This window comes from Parasphingorhabdus sp., assembly GCF_039977335.1.
Classification (GTDB): Bacteria; Pseudomonadota; Alphaproteobacteria; order Sphingomonadales; family Sphingomonadaceae; genus Parasphingorhabdus.
The window spans coordinates 1,099,501-1,116,871 of record NZ_JBDWDI010000004.1 but is presented as its reverse complement, the minus strand read 5'-3'; the positions used below and the strand labels follow the sequence as shown (position 1 = coordinate 1,116,871).

General features: G+C 51.6%; 18 protein-coding genes. 10 read left to right on the top strand and 8 right to left on the bottom strand.

Going from position 1 to position 17,371, the window contains the following annotated elements; translation table 11 throughout:
* The first annotated feature begins 7 nt into the window (after positions 1–7).
* Complete coding sequence (locus ABJM21_RS12645) at positions 8–820, top strand: universal stress protein (RefSeq protein ID WP_348302602.1); 813 nt, start codon at positions 8–10, stop codon at positions 818–820.
* Positions 821–882: 62 nt separating this feature from the next.
* On the opposite strand, the gene ABJM21_RS12640 is transcribed toward ABJM21_RS12645, so the two are convergent.
* From ABJM21_RS12640 to ABJM21_RS12620, 5 genes are all read right to left on the bottom strand, one after another.
* Positions 883–1,518, bottom strand: coding sequence for a hypothetical protein (locus ABJM21_RS12640; protein WP_348302601.1), 636 nt, complete (start codon positions 1,516–1,518; stop codon positions 883–885).
* Between the two features lie 180 nt (positions 1,519–1,698).
* The gene (locus ABJM21_RS12635; protein WP_348302600.1) at positions 1,699–2,454 is read right to left on the bottom strand and encodes an OmpA family protein; all 756 of its coding nucleotides are present in this window, start codon (positions 2,452–2,454) and stop codon (positions 1,699–1,701) included.
* A 210-nt stretch (positions 2,455–2,664) separates the two neighbouring features.
* Entirely contained in the window at positions 2,665–4,437 is a 1,773-nt protein-coding gene (locus ABJM21_RS12630) for a VWA domain-containing protein (protein WP_348302599.1), read from the bottom strand.
* A 418-nt stretch (positions 4,438–4,855) separates the two neighbouring features.
* Positions 4,856–5,479: an outer membrane beta-barrel protein gene (locus ABJM21_RS12625; RefSeq protein ID WP_348302598.1), complete on the bottom strand. Its 624-nt coding sequence runs from the start codon at positions 5,477–5,479 to the stop codon at positions 4,856–4,858.
* Between the two features lie 145 nt (positions 5,480–5,624).
* Positions 5,625–6,008: a hypothetical protein gene (locus ABJM21_RS12620; RefSeq protein WP_348302597.1), complete on the bottom strand. Its 384-nt coding sequence runs from the start codon at positions 6,006–6,008 to the stop codon at positions 5,625–5,627.
* 126 nt (positions 6,009–6,134) lie between these two features.
* On the opposite strand from ABJM21_RS12620, the gene ABJM21_RS12615 reads away from it, so the two are divergent.
* Positions 6,135–6,683, top strand: coding sequence for a hypothetical protein (locus tag ABJM21_RS12615; protein WP_348302596.1), 549 nt, complete (start codon positions 6,135–6,137; stop codon positions 6,681–6,683).
* Positions 6,683–6,907 carry a helix-turn-helix transcriptional regulator gene (locus ABJM21_RS12610; RefSeq protein WP_348302595.1) on the top strand — a complete coding sequence of 75 codons (225 nt, stop codon included), beginning with the start codon at positions 6,683–6,685 and terminating at the stop codon, positions 6,905–6,907. The genes ABJM21_RS12615 and ABJM21_RS12610 overlap by 1 nt, the downstream gene beginning before the upstream one ends.
* A 57-nt stretch (positions 6,908–6,964) precedes the next feature.
* Here ABJM21_RS12610 and purD read toward each other — a convergent pair whose 3' ends face one another.
* Complete coding sequence (gene purD / locus ABJM21_RS12605) at positions 6,965–8,242, bottom strand: phosphoribosylamine--glycine ligase (RefSeq protein ID WP_348302594.1); 1,278 nt, start codon at positions 8,240–8,242, stop codon at positions 6,965–6,967.
* Between purD and xseA the strand changes: the two genes are divergently transcribed.
* From xseA to ABJM21_RS12590, 3 genes are all read left to right on the top strand, one after another.
* Positions 8,241–9,731, top strand: coding sequence for an exodeoxyribonuclease VII large subunit (gene xseA, locus ABJM21_RS12600; protein ID WP_348302593.1), 1,491 nt, complete (start codon positions 8,241–8,243; stop codon positions 9,729–9,731). The genes purD and xseA overlap by 2 nt on opposite strands.
* A gap of 91 nt (positions 9,732–9,822) precedes the next feature.
* A complete protein-coding gene (locus ABJM21_RS12595) occupies positions 9,823–10,032 on the top strand; it encodes a DUF2093 domain-containing protein (protein WP_348302592.1) in 210 nt (69 codons plus the stop codon).
* Positions 10,032–10,919, top strand: coding sequence for a M23 family metallopeptidase (locus tag ABJM21_RS12590; protein ID WP_348302591.1), 888 nt, complete (start codon positions 10,032–10,034; stop codon positions 10,917–10,919). Before ABJM21_RS12595 ends, ABJM21_RS12590 begins: the two co-directional genes overlap by 1 nt.
* Positions 10,920–10,942: 23 nt before the next feature.
* Here the strand turns inward: ABJM21_RS12590 and ABJM21_RS12585 are convergent, their stop codons facing one another.
* Entirely contained in the window at positions 10,943–11,506 is a 564-nt protein-coding gene (locus tag ABJM21_RS12585; protein ID WP_348302590.1) for a hypothetical protein, read from the bottom strand.
* A 366-nt stretch (positions 11,507–11,872) separates the two neighbouring features.
* On the opposite strand from ABJM21_RS12585, the gene ABJM21_RS12580 reads away from it, so the two are divergent.
* From ABJM21_RS12580 to ABJM21_RS12565, 4 genes are all read left to right on the top strand, one after another.
* Positions 11,873–15,019 (top strand): TonB-dependent receptor, encoded by a 3,147-nt coding sequence (locus tag ABJM21_RS12580; protein ID WP_348302589.1) that lies wholly within the window; start codon positions 11,873–11,875, stop codon positions 15,017–15,019.
* A 118-nt stretch (positions 15,020–15,137) separates the two neighbouring features.
* Positions 15,138–15,527, top strand: a complete 390-nt coding sequence (locus ABJM21_RS12575) for a hypothetical protein (RefSeq protein WP_348302588.1) — start codon at positions 15,138–15,140, stop codon at positions 15,525–15,527.
* A 50-nt stretch (positions 15,528–15,577) separates the two neighbouring features.
* A complete protein-coding gene (locus ABJM21_RS12570) occupies positions 15,578–15,892 on the top strand; it encodes a hypothetical protein (RefSeq protein WP_348302587.1) in 315 nt (104 codons plus the stop codon).
* Between the two features lie 86 nt (positions 15,893–15,978).
* Positions 15,979–16,287 carry a hypothetical protein gene (locus tag ABJM21_RS12565; protein ID WP_348302586.1) on the top strand — a complete coding sequence of 103 codons (309 nt, stop codon included), beginning with the start codon at positions 15,979–15,981 and terminating at the stop codon, positions 16,285–16,287.
* A gap of 10 nt (positions 16,288–16,297) precedes the next feature.
* Here the strand turns inward: ABJM21_RS12565 and ABJM21_RS12560 are convergent, their stop codons facing one another.
* Positions 16,298–17,341 carry a hypothetical protein gene (locus tag ABJM21_RS12560; RefSeq protein ID WP_348302585.1) on the bottom strand — a complete coding sequence of 348 codons (1,044 nt, stop codon included), beginning with the start codon at positions 17,339–17,341 and terminating at the stop codon, positions 16,298–16,300.
* Between the last annotated feature and the right edge of the window lie 30 nt (positions 17,342–17,371).

The following is a 17,371-nucleotide window of genomic DNA, read 5'->3' as shown; positions in this document are numbered from 1 at the left end:
ACGAGTCTTGAAAACGATATTACTGCATGTGTTTGAAGATAGTGGTTTTGAATCGCGGTTGCAGGTCGCGTTGGATATTGCTCGTGGTTATGATGGGCATCTGACTTGCGTTCAGCCCACGACACAATTTGCACCTATGTCCTTTGGCCCGCTGGGCGGTGATTTCGTCACCGGTATAAATTTTGAAGATATGGATGCGGCGGAACGATCGCATCGCGAACGGATCGAACAGCGCCTGAAAGAGGAAGATGTTTCATGGGACTGGCAAACCGGGCTGGGTGATCCGGCAACATTATTGACCGAACGCAGCCGCCTTGCTGATCTGGTGGTTGTCAGCCAATCCTATGGCAAACGCAATGCCGGAGATGAGCCTTTGCCAATTGCCGGGGATGTCGCGGTCCATGCTCATTGCGCCATATTGGTCGTACCCGTTGAAAATGATTCTTTTGATTGTCAGGGACCAATGGCTGTCGCTTGGAATGGATCTGCAGAGGCAGCAAAGGCCGTGCGATTGGCTTTGCCGATGCTGAAATTGGCCAGCGAGGTTCATTTGGTCACGGTTGGCGACGATAACAGCGAGTTCCCCCATGTCGCTGCCTCGACATTTTTGGCCCGACACGGCGTTTCGACCGTGCTCCACATATTGAAGGGCAAGGGCAATGAAGCCTCCGAAGTCATCACTGAATTTGCCGTGGAGCAAGGTGCTACTGCTCTGGTGATGGGCGCATATGGGCATAGCCGCTTGCGTGAAACGCTATTTGGCGGCGTAACAAAAAACCTGCTCAACGATGCAAAGATACCGCTGCTAATGGGGCATTAAAGGCGAGGGTGGGCACGACCTCTTATGTGCCCGTTATGCCTGTCAACTAAGCAAGCCAGGCTTCAGAGCTTGCCGTATTTCTTTTCAAATCCGGCGATATCGTCTTTTGCGAGATATTTGGCCTGATCAATCCAGGAATCACGAGTTATCCGGCCGCTAAAGCTCTCCAGATATTTGTCCATTTCCTCAATTTCCGCTTCTTTCCAAGAGGCAATCTGATCATAGCGCGTCACGCCCAGATTGTTGAGCAGCGTGTTTAGTTTTGGACCAACGCCTTTGATCAGACGAAGATTATCGGGATCACCCTTTGCTTCAGCGATGTTCGGTTTTCCCGCTGGTGCTGGAGGCGCTGTGTCAGCGACAACTGGGCGCTTGCGCGGGCGCGGCGCAGGTGCAGGCGCGGCTTTGGCAACAGCCGCCGTAGCTACCGCAGCCGGGGCAACAGTTTTTGGGGCTACGGGTGCTGGCGCGGGCGCTGGTGCCGGGGCAGGTTTTGGTGCTGGTGCGGGAGCCGGGGCCACTGGTTCCGGTGCCGGGGTGACAGCGTCGCCGGCTTTTTCCAGCAACCCATCATCGGCGTCAAAACCATCGATCGAGTTATCACGGCCTGATACAGCCCAAGCCCAAAATGCTGTCGCAACACCAATTAGCAGAGCGATCAGAACAAGCAGCCAATTTTCAGAAATCAGCGATATCATTGTATTAAATCCCTATTTTCATTCTTAAATTTGGAAGGTCGAGCGGCAATATTTTGCGCTACAAACCAGTTCCATTCAAATCTCATCACGATTCCGGCCCCAGATGAGCCAGCCAATCCCAAGCCCAATCGCAAAAGTGGTGAGCAGGAGCAACAGATTTTCTAATAATAGTGGCATGGTTCATCCCTCCTGTTGCGATTTCGCATCATTTATTTGATTTTTATTTGCAGCTTGCACGTTGAATTCGATGCGGCGGTTCTGTGCGTCGGCATCGGCTCCTCCACCTGTAGCCAACGGTTTTTCAGCGCCGAAACCCGTTGCTGTTACTAGATTTTCCGGGATGCCGCGTTCAATCAAGCCAGCGCGGACCCGGTCTGCTCTTTCCTGTGACAGGATCTTGTTGACCTGGGCATTGCCATTATCATCAGTATGACCACCGACGGCAACGACAAGGCCGGAACAGGGCTTGAGGGCGGTCGCAATCTTATCCAGCAATTTATTCGATGCGGGCGATATATAGGCGCTGCCAGACCGAAAGCTGAGTTTTTCACCTGCAATAGCCGTGTCCACGCCGTTTTGGCATTCTGTAGCCGCTCCGGTTGCAGCTGGATCAGTGCCTTGATCGCTGCCGTTCGCTTCACTGGTATCGACTGGTGAACCACCAGCCCAGACAGCGCTGGCACCAGTAACTTCGGAAACCGCATTCAGCGCTTTTAGCTTCACATCATCGGAAACATCGCCATCCAGAACAGCCCTACGGGACAGAGGATCGCGCGCGAACGCAACTTTAACGCCGTCCATGCCTTGCGCGGTCAATTCGGTCTGCGCTGCATTTTCAAGACCGGCAATGTAACCATCGCCAGTGGCATAGTGGCCGACGAGCGCCAAAATTGCAGTGGCGGCGGCACCAACCAATATCTTACCCCCAACTTCCATTACGGAACCCCTTACTAAGTTCTTGTTGTACTTCTCAATCACCCCCAAAATGAAGGATAATTAACGATGAGTCTAGTTCAGCCATTTGGACAGGCCGTCCATTATCTGATGAAACGGGCTGAATTTGTCCCCATATGATACAGTTACTTAGCAAATATGGTTAACGGGTTAATGGTTTTCCAGAAAAGCATGCCGGTGGCCGAATCATTATCAGCTTTGATTTTGCGCCAAGCTGCTCAATTTGCGGAATTCTTGACGCCAGAAATCACCGCCATTGCCGGATAGCTTCTCAATATTCCGAAAGCCATAATCACCGAGATATTTATCGCCGCGTAGTTTCTGGCCAAAGGCGGCAACCGCCACTGCAAAGGCCATGTCGCCATTGGGCGTGGTTGCATTTTGCAGATCGCTTGCACCTATCTGTCGTTTGATGAGGCGGGATTTTTTGCCGCCGGGTAGTTTGTAGCGCAATTTCACCTGTGCGATCTCTCCGTTGAAATCCTGTTGACGTTGGACAGTGCGATTGGCGGGATAGCGGCGTTCGGGTAACCAGCCTGACGATTTGGCGGGCATGATTTCATAAAGTGCAGTGACCTGGTGGCCAGCGCCAATATCGCCAGCGTCGATCTTGTCATTGTCGAAATCTTCCTCGGCCAGCAGTCGGTTCTCATAACCGATCAGTCGATATTCTTTCACATGCGCTGGGTTAAACTCGATTTGGATCTTAACATCCTGGGCAATCGTAAACAGCGTTGAGCTGAGCTCGTCTCCGAGCACTTTCTGTGCCTCCATCGCGCTGTCTATATAGGCGTAATTGCCGTTGCCGACATTGGCGATACCTTCCATCAACTCGTCCCGGATATTACCAGTGCCATAGCCGAGCATGGTCAGCGTGACGCCGGATTCCCGCTCTTTGGCGACGATCTTTTTTAGCTGTTCAGTATTGGATGTACCGACATTAAAGTCACCATCCGTAGCCATGATGATCCGGTTGATGCCGCCTTTTAGGAAATTTTGGCGAGCCGTCGAATAGGCGAGTTTCAAGGCATCACCGCCGGCGGTTGATCCACTGGCGTAAAGACAGTCAACCGCTTCTTTGACATGGTCTTTGTTCGAGGTCGGTGCAAGCAACAGGCCGACCGTTCCAGAATAGACCACAATTGACACGCGGTCATCGCGGCGCAGCTCATTGGTCAGCGCTGTCAGCGTTGATTTAACCAGTGGCAGTTTGTCTTTGCTGCCCATGGATCCGGACACATCCACTAAAAATACCAGATTAGCGCGGGGTCTATCTTTGCTGTCAATATCATAACCGCGCAGCCCAATGCGGAGCAGCCGGCTGGCATCATTCCAAGGCGTGGTCGAGATATCGGTAAATACGCTAAATGGCGTTTCCCGGCTTGAGGGAGCCGGATAATCATAGCGGAAATAATTGATCATTTCTTCGGTTCTTACCGCAGCTTCCGGCGGCATCTTGCCGTCATTAAGAAAGCGACGGACATTCGAATAGCTGCCAGTATCTACGTCCACGGCAAAGGTGGAAACCGGTTCATCGGCTACCCGCTTGATGCTCGCAACATCCTCGCCAGCATATTTTTCGCGATCTTGTGGTTGTGGGCGCGGATATGGATAGGGGTAAGGACCTGGGCGTGTGATGCGGCGCTGACTAGACAAAGCTCCGCCCGCGACCGACTGTCTAACGGGGGATGCGTTGGGAGGTGGCGGTGGAGGTGGTAGAGCAGAAACTGGGGAATTCTGAATGCGGCTTGCCCGGCTGTTTCTTGAGCCTTTAGCTATCACCTGATCACGATCATAGCGCGTAAAAAGGCCGCAATTCACAGGTTGCGGAGGGGCTATTCTCGTGCGGTCAATCTGTTTTCCAAGTCTTGACTGGGTATCCATGGACGCCGCGCCGGGCGTGCCGATCAAGCTAATGGCGGCAAACCCGCACAAGATTTTGGAAATATTTGAAAAACGCCGCATGACTATCCACTCCCGTAATATTCAACCCAGGATAGAAAGTGCCAAGAGCAAGCTGACTGGATTATGAACCAATGATATGTTGTCACATTTGAAGCGCGGCAGGCGACTTGAACATATCAATGAATGGAGGGAGCTGATTTAACAGCTGTATCAGGAATTTCGAGTACCCCATATCAATAAACGCACCAGCCAATAGCTGCAGTTACAACCGGCTGATTTGCTATCGACCAAGGAAGATTTCTGCCGAACCTGTGAGCGCCGATGACGGCGCTGCTTTTTGTATATTCTTTTATATGTGTTCGCTTTCATCTGATGTGTGAACCCTTCAGTTGGTGCGATTTGATATGATAAGGTCGGGCGATAGGCGAGTGGGAGTAATCGCTATCGCCCGACCTTCAAAGGTGCGCTTCTGAGGGGGCTAGAAGCGCAGGGTCAAGCCGCCGAGAACTTGGTTCGAGGCAAGCGTGCCTTTATAATCATTGCGCCGGTACTCGACACGAAACGAGGCGTTCCGATTGATCGCATATTCCAGACCACCGCCGTAGAGCATACCTTTGCCTGTCTCCTTGTCAGTCGCCACAGCCGTGTCGTTTCCTGCGGCGAACCTGCTGACAGTATAGCGGTTTAAACCATAGCCGACCCGGCCATAAGCCAGAAGCTTTGGAACAATGGCAATGCCGGCCCTGGCGGAAACGTTTGCGGCCCATTTTGAGTCTAGCTCAATCGAACCACCGCCGGGCAGCGCAGAGCTTAGCGTTTTGCCATTAGGGCTGAAATCAGCTTCGACACCTAGCACAAATTCATCAAATTGAGCATCATATCCGGCAAAGCCGCCATAGGATATACCGCTGGATTTGTCATTTAGGCGCGCACTGTTAGGGGCCGGTAGCAAGTTTTCGTCTATCTTGCGGCGTTCCCAGCCACCTTGCACGCCTACTTTTACGCCTTCAAAATTTTCATCGTCATTCTGCGCATGAGCAGCTGATGCTCCGGTCAGAACGCCGAAAGCAGCGATGGTGGAAATAATTAGGGTCTTCTTCATTTTATGTCCTTTCATGACATTTTGGGGAAAATTTGGGCGCAAGGTTCCTTCTTCGGAAAACAAGGCCCGATGGTAGTTTTGTTAATTTTGTGAAATTTCCGGTCGTAGCCGGCTGGATCAGGTTGCTAAGAAATCCGGTATTTCATCAACCCACAACGGCGTGACCACGGCCATCCATGCAGCGGATAACAATATGTTTCCGGTCCGTCCGCGTCTCTTCAGCAGCTCCCGCTGCACCGATTAGTCCGCCCAGCAATATGCCGGCAATGGCACCTTCGACAGAATCACCTTCGATAGCTCCTACTGCACCTCCCAAAACTGCACCTGCCAGAGCTGCGGTTTTGGTTTCGCCATTATCATAGCGCTTCGTTTTCGCGAGAGCCTGGCAGTCGGCAAGATCTGCATGATAGACTTCATCTTCATAGCCATCCACGATTGGCCGATATCCAGATGCGGTGTTTGCACATCCGCCAAGGGCAAGGCTGCCGCAGGCGATTGCCATGATGGCGTTGGTTTTTTGAATTCTCATTTCTGCGTTTCCTTCCATGCATATTTCGATTGCATATCGCCCGCTACACTCTAAAATCTTTCTGAAACATGAATATTTTTTATTGTTTTACAATATTTTTTATCTGTCATTCAGAAGGTAGTTTCTATGAATCAGCAAGCCAGTATCCAGAATCGGTGGCTTTATCGGCTCTTGCGCATTGTTTCCGGGGTGATGACGTCGCTGGTCGGATTGACCATTATTCTGACAGCCGTGACTGCTCTGATGGGAGATCTGGAGCTATTGACCGATATGGTCGAAATCGAGTCGGACGATCCCAAACTGGGCTTGGTTGCCCAGATTGCTCTTGTTGTCACATGCAGTCTCGCGGTTTTCACATTCCTGCTGCTGTTCCGGTCTATCAATCGGTTTCTAGCGCACGCAGAGAAAGGCGAGCTATTTCTGGATAGTACGGCCAATGCGCTGTCCAGAATGGGTGTCTCAATGATATTATTATATGTGGTTTTCCTCAGTTTCGACGTTCTGCTGCCGATGCTGATCGAACCGGAATCGATCCTCGAAAATAGCGTTGATTTCTTTATCTATCTGATTGACCTCAATGCTCTGGGCTTGCTCGTCGGTATTGTCCTTCTGGCACTGGCCGGAGCTCTACGCGAAGGACGGGAACTTCAAGATGAACTGAGGCAGATCGTCTGATGACCATAGAAGTAACCCTTGATGTGATGCTTGCCGTCCGGAAAGTTAAATCCAAAGATCTTGCCGCGCATGTTGGCATTACGGACGCCAATCTCTCGCTGCTAAAATCGGGAAAGGTCAAAGGCATTCGATTTGAAACGCTTGCCAAAATCTGTGAATATCTCGATTGCACACCCGGAGATTTGCTGCGCTATGTGCCCGCCGTTTCTGATGGGCCTGAATGAGAAAATGGGATGGGCTGCAGTCTCATAGCAATGTGGGACTTTGCGAGAAGCGCTTGACTAAACGCCCTCTCGCTCGACCTCCCGCCAGCCGATATCGCGGCGGCAAAAGCCAGTTTCGAAATCAATCAGATCCACCGCACTATAGGCTTTGGCTTGCGCTTCGGTGGTATTGCCTCCCAAAGCAGTGACGTTCAGGACGCGCCCGCCATTGGCGACCAGCTTGCCTTCCACTTCGGCGGTTCCCGCGTGGAATATTTTCGTGCCTTCGCGTTCCGCGCGGCCAAGGTTTTGGATTTTCCCGCCTTTTTCTGGTGTGCTTGGATAACCTTTGGCAGCCATCACTACCGTAAGTGCGGATTGCGGATCAAATTGAGGCGCGCTGACTTGACCGAGTTCGCCTTTGGCCGTGGCCAACATGATTGCGGCAAGATCGGATTTCAGGCGCATCATTAACACCTGACATTCCGGATCGCCAAAACGAGCGTTATATTCAATCAGCTGTGGGCCTGTTTCGGTCAGCATCAGGCCCGCGAAAAGAACACCACTATAAGGCGTGCCTTCTGCGGCGAGCGTGTCGACAGTCGGTTGGATGATTTCATCCATCACCTGTTTTTGCAGCACGGAGGTCAGAACGGGGGCAGGGCTATAAGCACCCATGCCGCCGGTATTGGGACCAACATCGCCTTCGCCGACCCGTTTGTGATCCTGTGCCGTGCCAAAGGGGATGACATTTTTGCCATCGGTAATCGCAAAGAAACTCGCTTCTTCTCCGGTCAGAAACTCTTCGATCACCACTTCTGCGCCCGCATCGCCAAAGCCGCCTTCAAACATCATCGCGATCGCTTCTTCTGCCTGCTCGCGTGTTTCCGCGATGATCACGCCTTTGCCAGCGGCCAGGCCATCGGCCTTGATCACTACCGGGATAGTGAATTTGTCGAGCGCAGCCAGCGCGTCGGTTGCATTGGTCGTGCGGACATAACCAGCGGTGGGTATGTTTGCGCGGGCGCACAGATCTTTGGTAAAGCCTTTTGATCCTTCCAGCTGGGCAGGAGCTTTGTCCGGACCGAAGACCCGAATATCAGCGCTGCGGAGATTCTCCGCCAATCCGTCGACCAGCGGGGCTTCCGGTCCGACCACCACCAGATCAATCCTGTTGCGACCGCAAAACTGAACAACTGCGCCATGATCCAGAACATCCAATTTCACGCATTCAGCATGTTGCGCGATGCCGGGATTGCCGGGGCTGGCATAAAATTTCTCGACAGACGGGGATTGCGCCAGCTTCCATGCCAAGGCATGTTCACGGCCACCGGACCCGAGCAACAGGATATTCATGGACGATTCCCTCTCATTAGATGCGAAGCTGTTAGCGGAGAGCGGTGCAGGCGACAATGCCGCTCCACTATCTGTTTCAGAAATTTCCGGCACGCTGAAACGGGTCGTCGAAGATCGCTTTGGCTATGTGCGGATCAGGGGCGAGATTTCCGGCTATAAGCGCGCTGCATCCGGCCATGTCTATCTGGCGCTCAAAGATGACAAAGCAGTGCTCGACGGCGTGATGTGGAAGGGTAATGCCGGGCGGCTGCCGTTCCAGCCGGAGGACGGGATTGAAGTTGTCGTTTCCGGTAAGCTGACGACCTATCCCGGGCGTTCCAAATATCAGGTCGTGATCGACAAGATGGAGCTGGCAGGCGAGGGCGCGCTGATGCAGCTTTTTGAAAAGCTGAAGGCCAAGCTGCAGGGTGAAGGTCTGTTTGATCAGGATCGTAAGCGACCTATTCCGTTTCTGCCCAAAACCATTGGCGTTGTGACATCGCCAACCGGATCAGTGATCCGCGACATACTGCACCGGCTGGCAGATCGCTGCCCCAGTCATGTGGTGGTATGGCCGGTATTGGTGCAAGGCGAAGGCGCATCCAAACAGATTGCCAGAGCGATTAACGGTTTTTCGGGCATGGAGCTAGGTGGCACGCTCACAAAGCCCGATCTGATCATCGTTGCGCGCGGCGGTGGTTCAATCGAAGACCTATGGAGCTTTAACGAGGAAGAAGTGGTGAGGGCAGTAGCGGATTGTTCGATTCCCGTTATTTCTGCTGTGGGTCATGAAACCGATACGACGTTATGCGATTTCGCCGCTGATCTGCGCGCGCCAACTCCCACAGCAGCGGCAGAAATGGCTGTTCCCGTGCGGGCCGAGTGGCTGGCGTCGCTCAGTGAAACCAAGGCGCGGATGGCACGGTCTGTCCAGCGCGGCTTTGCGACAGCGCAGGAGCGGCTGGAGGCACAGCGCCGGTTGATGCCTGCGCTCATTGACTTGCTGCGCCCGCATCAGCAGGGCGTGGATGAGCTATCCGACGGGATGAAATATGCCATGGGCCAGAATGTCGCTCAGGCGCGTAGTCGCTTTTCGGCATCGGAAGGGGCTTTGCGGCCCGCGATGTTGCGGCAGCGGCTGGACACGGCCAGAAACCGGTTGGATAGATTTGATCTGCCTGTGGCTTTGGTGAAGCGTCCGCTGGACGATGCGCGCGGGCGGCTCGACAGCCTGTGGCGGCTGGCGCAGCAAGTATCGCCAGACGGACCGCTTAAGCGCGGCTATGCCAGAATATCGGCAGTGGATGGCAGCTTCGTTGGCAGCCGCGATGAAGCGCAGCGTGCCGGCGCCGTAAACCTGCATTTCCATGATGGTAAAGTCGGGGCACAGATTACCGATGAACCCGTGGCAAGTCCAAAAACGGCACCGAAAACTCACAAATCCCGGAAAAAACCGAAGTTAGCCCGAGTAAAAAAACCGGCGGATGACAGGCAACAGGATTTGTTCTAGGTAATTTTTTGTTATGAAAGTCGTAAATATTTACCTGTAAATAAACGCCGGTAAATCGGGGGTAAATGCTGCAGAGAGTAAGGTTTTTCTTATGTTAATGTCCAATCGCAACAAAGTCGCAAAGCTCTATTATATGCCAAACGGGTTTCGCCCGCTATCTTCGGGTGACCATGTACTATGCGCAGTGACTAGCGAACAGATACCGTTGGAAGACCTGCGCTATTGGAGTGTCGAGAAACAAGAGGCCTATGCAACGGCCCAAATCTCCGCTCAGGCGCATTTACCGGAAGAGGAAAAGTGATGGGGTTCAAGAAAAACACGATTTTTGGTTCTGTAGCACTGGCCGCGGTTGCCGCGATCTCCCTGCCTCTATCTTCCACATTGGCTAAAACGGGTGAGGCCGAAGCGGAAGAATCGGCCTTTCGCCAAGCTGTCAAATTCGGTTTTTCCGGGCAAGAGATTCAAGGCGGTGTGATGCTGGGCGATGCGCCTGCTGGTACCCAAAGCCTGTCTTTTGACGGGCAGCCAGTTCCGGTGGACGAGGACGGCAAGTTTATCATCGCCTTTAACCGCGATGCCGGTCAGTCGGCGCAAATGGTTGCGACACTGGAAAATGGCCAGACGATCAAGAAGTTTTTCAACATAGCGCCGCGTAAGTGGAAGATTGAACATGTCAATGTCGCCAAGCGCAGTGGCGGTCCGAGTTCAGCCTTCATGGCCCGGCGGCGTCCCGAGCTGGCGCAGATTAATGCAGCGCGGCAAGTAAAGAGCGGCAGCAAAGGCTGGCGTCAGACCTTTATTTGGCCCGCCAAGGGACGCATCTCGGGCATGTTTGGATCACAGCGTATATATAAAGGCACGCCGGGCAGCTATCATAGCGGCGTCGATATTGCGGGTGGTGCAGGCACTTATTTTGTCGCACCCGCCGATGGCGTGGTCACGCTGGCTGCGAATAAACCCTTTTCGCTGGAAGGCAATTTGTTGATGATCGACCATGGTATGGGACTGAACAGCGCGTTCCTCCATGCCTCGAAGATATTAGTAAAAGAGGGTCAGCAAGTGAAGCGCGGCGAACCTATTGGCCGCATCGGTGCTACGGGCCGCGCAACAGGGCCGCATCTGCACTGGTCAATGAAGTGGAATAAAGCCCGGATCGATCCGATATTGTTAACCGGGCCGATGGACTAGACTTAAAGGTATAGAGATACGGTTCAGTTTACGATCCGCTTGACCTTAAACGCGCGACCACCATTTACTTTAGCGACAAAGCTTCCAAGTGAGCCGCGTTTTATGGCTATTGCATCGTCGGCCCTCGGTCGCCTCGAAGTACTTCGAGGCGCATCTGTTTGTTGCCAAACGGCTCCGTCTTCCAGTTTGATTACCCATTTACCGCTACGTGAGGCACGAGCAGAAGCGATTATACCTTCGATTTGATCGATCTGATCTCCATCGTCGCCATCTCCATCAAATAGCTTGATACGAGGCAGTGATAATCCAAAGAGACCGCGTCTAGCTTCACGCACCTGCTCTCGATCTGCAATGACGACCTGATTATTGGTTTGCGCAGTTTCCAACGCAGCAACCTTTTCATCAAAGCAGGCAAGCCTTTGCTCTGCTTCTGTTATATTTTTGCAGGCGACCAAATCCGTATAAATGGCCGGAGGCTTCGAAATGGCTTCGTCTTTGTCTGCAGCCAGCGCGGGGGCACTCAAGGCAGTTGATGCACATAGTAGTATAGCCGATAACTTTCGCGCTATGTTATTTCGATCGTTCATTTCTTACTCCGTTGCACCGAAAATATTGCATCTACACCTAGCAAATCCGGGCAGTCGTGCAATGATTTACAGCTAGAATCAGAAGAAATAGGCCGAATTCTAGGGGCTGAATAGTCAGATTAGTCTCGTTTATTCGACCGGAAGGTTGCATATCTGCCTCAACGTGACTGTGGCAAAATAGTTACATTATCTACAAAACCGCGCCTGAAACCTGAACATGAGCTTTACAGTATTGTACATTTACGGCATCTGCCAGCCATTCCGATGGGATTTAGCGCGTGTCCAAAACGTGTGTGATTCGATTGGGCAACCAAAGAAGCGGGCCATTGGGGGCCCTGCTCCTCCAGAATAAGGGACTGGAATAACATGAAAAAATTTACGAAGCTGATGAGCGGAACAGCACCTGTCGTGCTTGGTCTCGCAATGGTTTCAGCACCTGCCTACGCGCAGGATCAAGACGTACAAGAAGCGGATGCAGCAGATGAGGAAGTCATCGTTGTTACCGGTTCTCGTATCAGCAACCCTAACCTTGAGCTTTCTAGCCCAGTTGGTGTTGTGACATCCGAAGAATTGGAACTGCGTCAAACCAACGTTGCTGAGCAATTCCTTCGCGAACTGCCAAGTGCAATTCCAAGCACCGGCTCTGCAGTGAACAACGGTAACGGCGGTTCTTCCTTCGTTAACTTGCGCGGCATCGGTTCGGTTCGTAACTTGGTTCTACTTGACGGACGTCGTTTCGTTCCTGCTGACACAACCGGTCGTGTTGACCTTAACTCCATTCCATTGGCAGTTATTGAACGTACCGATGTTTTGACCGGTGGTGCTACAACCACATATGGTGCCGACGCGATTTCAGGTGTTGTTAACTTCATCACTAAGCGTGATTTCGCTGGCGTTGAGTTGAACCTCAGCGAGCAAATCACTGAGCAAGGCGACGGAAACGTGTTCCGTGCAGACTTGACCATTGGTGCCAATTTTGACGATGGACGCGGTAATGCGGTTCTTAGCGTTGGCTATCAGGATCAGGACGCTGTTTTCCAAGGCGATCGTCCATTTGGCGAATTCAATGTGAGCTCGTTCTCAGGAAACCCTGGTGGTTCTTCAAACGCTGTTCCTGCGAATATCGTTTTTGCTTCCGCAATCGATCCGGCAACTATTTGTGATCCGACAACATTGGCAGATCCAACCGATGCAACGCTTTGCCCGTTGATCACGGGAAGCCTGTTGAGAGACGGTCAGCAAAGCACGTTCGGCGGCCTTGGATTTACCGGTGGTATCTCTGCTCAGATAAATAATGAGGGTACCGATATTATATCGAATGACCCAGCCAATTTGCTGGACAATGGTCAGTTCAACCCAACGCCGTTTAACTTTAACCCGTTCAACATTTTCCAAACACCATTTGAACGGTTTAACGTTTTTGGTGCTGCGCGTTATGAGATCAATGAAAATATTGAACTTTACTCTCAGGCGGCATTTTCGAAGCAGACAGTTTCGACAATTATCGCACCAGGTGGTTCGTTCTTTAACACTTACACGTTCAACCTGAACAACCCGAATATCCCTGATGCAATCGCACAGCGGATAGGCACTGGTTTGGGCCTGGATGCGGCGCAATTTGCTGCAGCTCGTAACACGCCAGACGGTCCAACATTGGCCGATGGTACAGCAAACCCAGACTACCAAACTTTCCAAGCACAAGTTCGTCGTCGTACGGTTGAAGTTGGAACGCGTAATTCTGACTTCACTTCTACATTGTTCAACATCGTAGTTGGCGCACGTGGTGCCATTACTGACAACATCAACTATGATGTTTCAGCTACCTATGGTGAGAGCGAGCGGATTCAGCGTCAGAGTGGCTTTGCCCGTCGCGCACGTATCGACCAAGCCATTCTGGCTCTTCCAGATGGGACCTGTGTAAATGGTGGTGGAGACGGTTGTGTTCCAATCAACTTCTTTGGCACATTGGGTAACCTTGGTCCTCAGGCGGCACAGGATTATGTATTTAATCTGACGCAGCAAGTGATCACCGGTACAACCATTGCTACCGTTAACGGTACCGTTTCTGGTGATCTGGGCTTTGGTTTCTCTGAAACCCCAATCCAGTTTGCTGCTGGTGGCGAATATCGTGAGTTCACTGCATCGCGTTTGTCTGATGAAGCTTCTCAGACACCTGGTGCAGTTGTTGGCGGCGGCGGTGCTGCTCCCGACATTAACGGCTCATACGATGTATATGATGCTTTCGGTGAACTCAGTATTCCTATTTTCGAAGGGGAGTCTTTCGCTGAAAGCCTCACCATTGATTTGGGTGCTCGGTATTCCGATTATTCTACTGCTGGAACCGAGTTTACTTGGAAGGCGGGTGGTGCTTGGGAAGTTATTCCTGGCCTGACCTTCCGCGGTAACTACCAACGTTCATCACGCGCACCAAATATTGGTGAGCTGTTTACGCCTGTATCTACACAGCTGAGCAACCTCGCCAATGATCCATGTCAGGGTCCTGTGACTGATGCCATGGGCGTTACCACTGGTAGCATTCCAACTGGAAACCTGCTTGCAGCATGTTTGGCTCAGGTCCCTGCGGGTAGCCCTGGTGCAGCTGCTATCACATCGGGTAACGTTGCCCCACCGGCTGCGGGTCAGATTAACATCACAACTGGTGGTAATCTCGAGCTCGGTACGGAAGAAGCAACAACCTGGACTATTGGTGTGGCATTCCAGCCTGACTTCGTTCCTGGCCTGTCGGTAACTCTTGATTATTTTAACATCAAAGTCACCGATGCAATTTCTGCACCTACTCCAGGTGACTCAATTGCAGCTTGTTTCGATAATCCATCAGGAACCAACCCGTTCTGTCAGCAAGAGTTTATCTCTCGTAGCGCATTTACGGGCGGGCTCGACGGTGATCCAGCACAGGTACAAGGCTTGATCCTTCAGCAGAGTAACTTGGGCCGCATTGCAACCGATGGTCTTGACCTCAGTGTTCGTTATAATACGGATCTGACAGACAATATCGGTCTGGCAATGTCGTTCGACGGAACATGGACCAACAAGAACTTGTTCCAAGCTACTCCAACGTCGATCAATCGTGAGTGTGTAGGCTTCTACTCAGTCAACTGTAATCCACAGTCTGAGTTCGCGTTCACACAGCGTACCTCTTTGACGTTTGACGAAGACTACACATTGTCTCTTCGCTGGCGTTTCCTGAGTGGTGTCGAGCAAGAGCCACAGGATATTATTGATAACGGCCAGGCCTTTATCGGTGATTCTCCATTGTTTGGTGATGTAGACTTCACGCAGATCCCTGCAGAGAGCTATTTCGATCTGACGGGTCAGTGGGACATTAACGAAAATGTACTGCTCACCATCACCGTGCAGAATCTGTTCGACAATCAACCATCTGTTGTTGGTTCGAACATTGGTTCAACGGCGTTCAACAGCGGTAACATCTACCCATCAAGCTATGATGCTCTGGGTCGTCGTTATGGTGCGAGCGTGAAATTCAGCTTCTAATCCAAACGATTAGTACTGAAATGAAGAGGGCGGGCCAATTGGTCCGCCCTTTTTCGTTGCACATAAATGTAAATTTGATACTATTTCAATACAGCGATGCACGTGGAGGGTATTGAAGATGAAAACGGCGATGAAAACGTTAAAAGTCGCTATTGTTATTGCAGTCAGTGCAACTACGCCCCCTGCTTTCGCATCTGTTCAACTGAATCCTTCTGTAAATCAAAAGGAAGATACGACGCCGTCGGGTCTGATTATCGTCAAGATGCTGCAGTCAGAGGAGCAGCTAGAAATGCCCCAGCCCGATGCGAAAGCCAAACCAGCACAGAAAATTACCGACAAGCGTAGTCCTGATTACGTGCGTTGCAGAATAGAGCCGGTAGCGAGCTCTATCTTAAAAACGCGCCGTGTCTGCATGACCAACCGCGAATGGAAATTGGCCATAAGACTGGGTAATAAATATGCCACCGAATTTGTAGCTGATAATCAGCCTGGCTTTTTTGCACAATAAAGCGGCCAGAACCATCACCGTCCCCTATCAAGATTTACAATGGAGTATCTATGAAGATTTTAACTCGTACGGCAGCAATTGCCTCTTTATCCGCTCTTGCGGTATCCAGTTCTACCGCTTTCGCCGGTGAAACAGCCACTACAGAAGATGTGGCAAAGAAGGATAAAAAACCAAAGAAAATTACGGATCGAAAGCATCCTGACTATGTTCGCTGTCGCTCTGAGCCCATCATTGGCTCTTTGGCTCGCAAAAAAAGAGTGTGCATGACCAACCGGGAGTGGGCTGCCCACAATATTGAAGGCAGTAAACGTTCTCGTGAGTTTGTAGATGACAATCAACCAACATTTGCGCCAGGAAATAACTAGTCCAATAGTGATAATAATAGAGCGATTATTTTGCCTGTGCGGTGGGAAATTCCCACTGCATCAGGGCGGTTGACAAAGGAGTATTTGTGAAAGATTTTGTCCGAAGCATTTCAATCATTGCGTTGTCGGGGCTGGCACTTTCTGCACCCTCTGCTTTTGCTGAGGAAACCGGTACTATAGAAGGAACTGAAGAGAAAAAGCCGGAGAAAATTACCGACCGTGGACATCCTGACTATGTGAGATGTAGGTCGGAGCCGATTATAGGTTCGCTTTCACGCAAACGCCGGATATGCATGACCAATGCCCAATGGGTCGCTTATACCCGCAAGGGCAGCAGCGAGTCCAAAGAATTTGTTGATGATAACCAGCCGGGTTTCATGGCAACGCCAAACTAGGTGTAAGCAATCAAAGAAGTGGTGGCTCGAGATAGAAGTTGATCCCCTGACTTTCGGCCACGGCCTTTGTCCACGTGGCCACCATTTCAATCTCGGCTCCATGAACCTGCGCCACTTTTTGCTGTTCTTCATCGCGTGTTTTCGCATCGAAAACTTGGCCGCGCTTAGCCTGATCGAGCTTTGAATGGCTGGTAAATGCGGGGCCTTCAATAACGGCTCTAATTTGCGCCTTATTCATTCCCAATCCATAAAGCTCTGACAGAGCCGCAATAGTCTCCGGCGACTGTCCGAGAAAAGTATCGCTGTCCAGCGTTTTGACACGATCTGCGCCGATTTCCTCGATAACTCTAGCAAACAGCGCATGCTGGGACAGCCATCCGATTGCGGCGACTTGCAGGTCCGTTAGTTGTAGTAGCTCTTCGTGAGAAAAGCCGCCAATCGCATAGCCGTCTTTCAACGTACCAATCAGCACATCGCGTACCCAGATACGGCCCCACATTTCCTTTTTTGCGATGGATTTGAGAAACCCCTCAATCGGCGCATAGAGTAGCAATGCTTTGGCCTCCGGGCGCATCTTCAGCATTTCAATCGCCAACGGATTGCAAATATTCGAAGGCTTGATGATGACCGCTTGATCTTCGCCAAAGGGGCGGGAGAGTAAGGTCAGGCTTTGGTCCATCGCTTCTCTTTGCTTCGCTGCATCAGCGCCGCGCCGTTGCCATCCGATCATGTCGTTGAGGACGACTGGCTCTTTGAGTCCCATGGAGACGCCTTCGATATCGAAGGCCCGCGCCAGCATCGTTGAGCAACAATAAGCGGAATGAAAGATAAAATGGACCGGCGCTGTCGGCGGAGACGCCTGGGCTACCTCCGATCGCGGTATAGAATGGAATTGCTCAATATTGGGCAGATGCTCGTCCGTGATGAACGTGCATTGGCGATGGACATCGCGCGGAACATCAAGGAACCGAAAAGCATCATTCACTTCATCATAGCGATGAGCCAGATAGTTGGCATCACCCAATATTTCGTTCTGTTGCACAGTGTTGATCATAGATATTATCTGCCGAACATCGGCAAATAG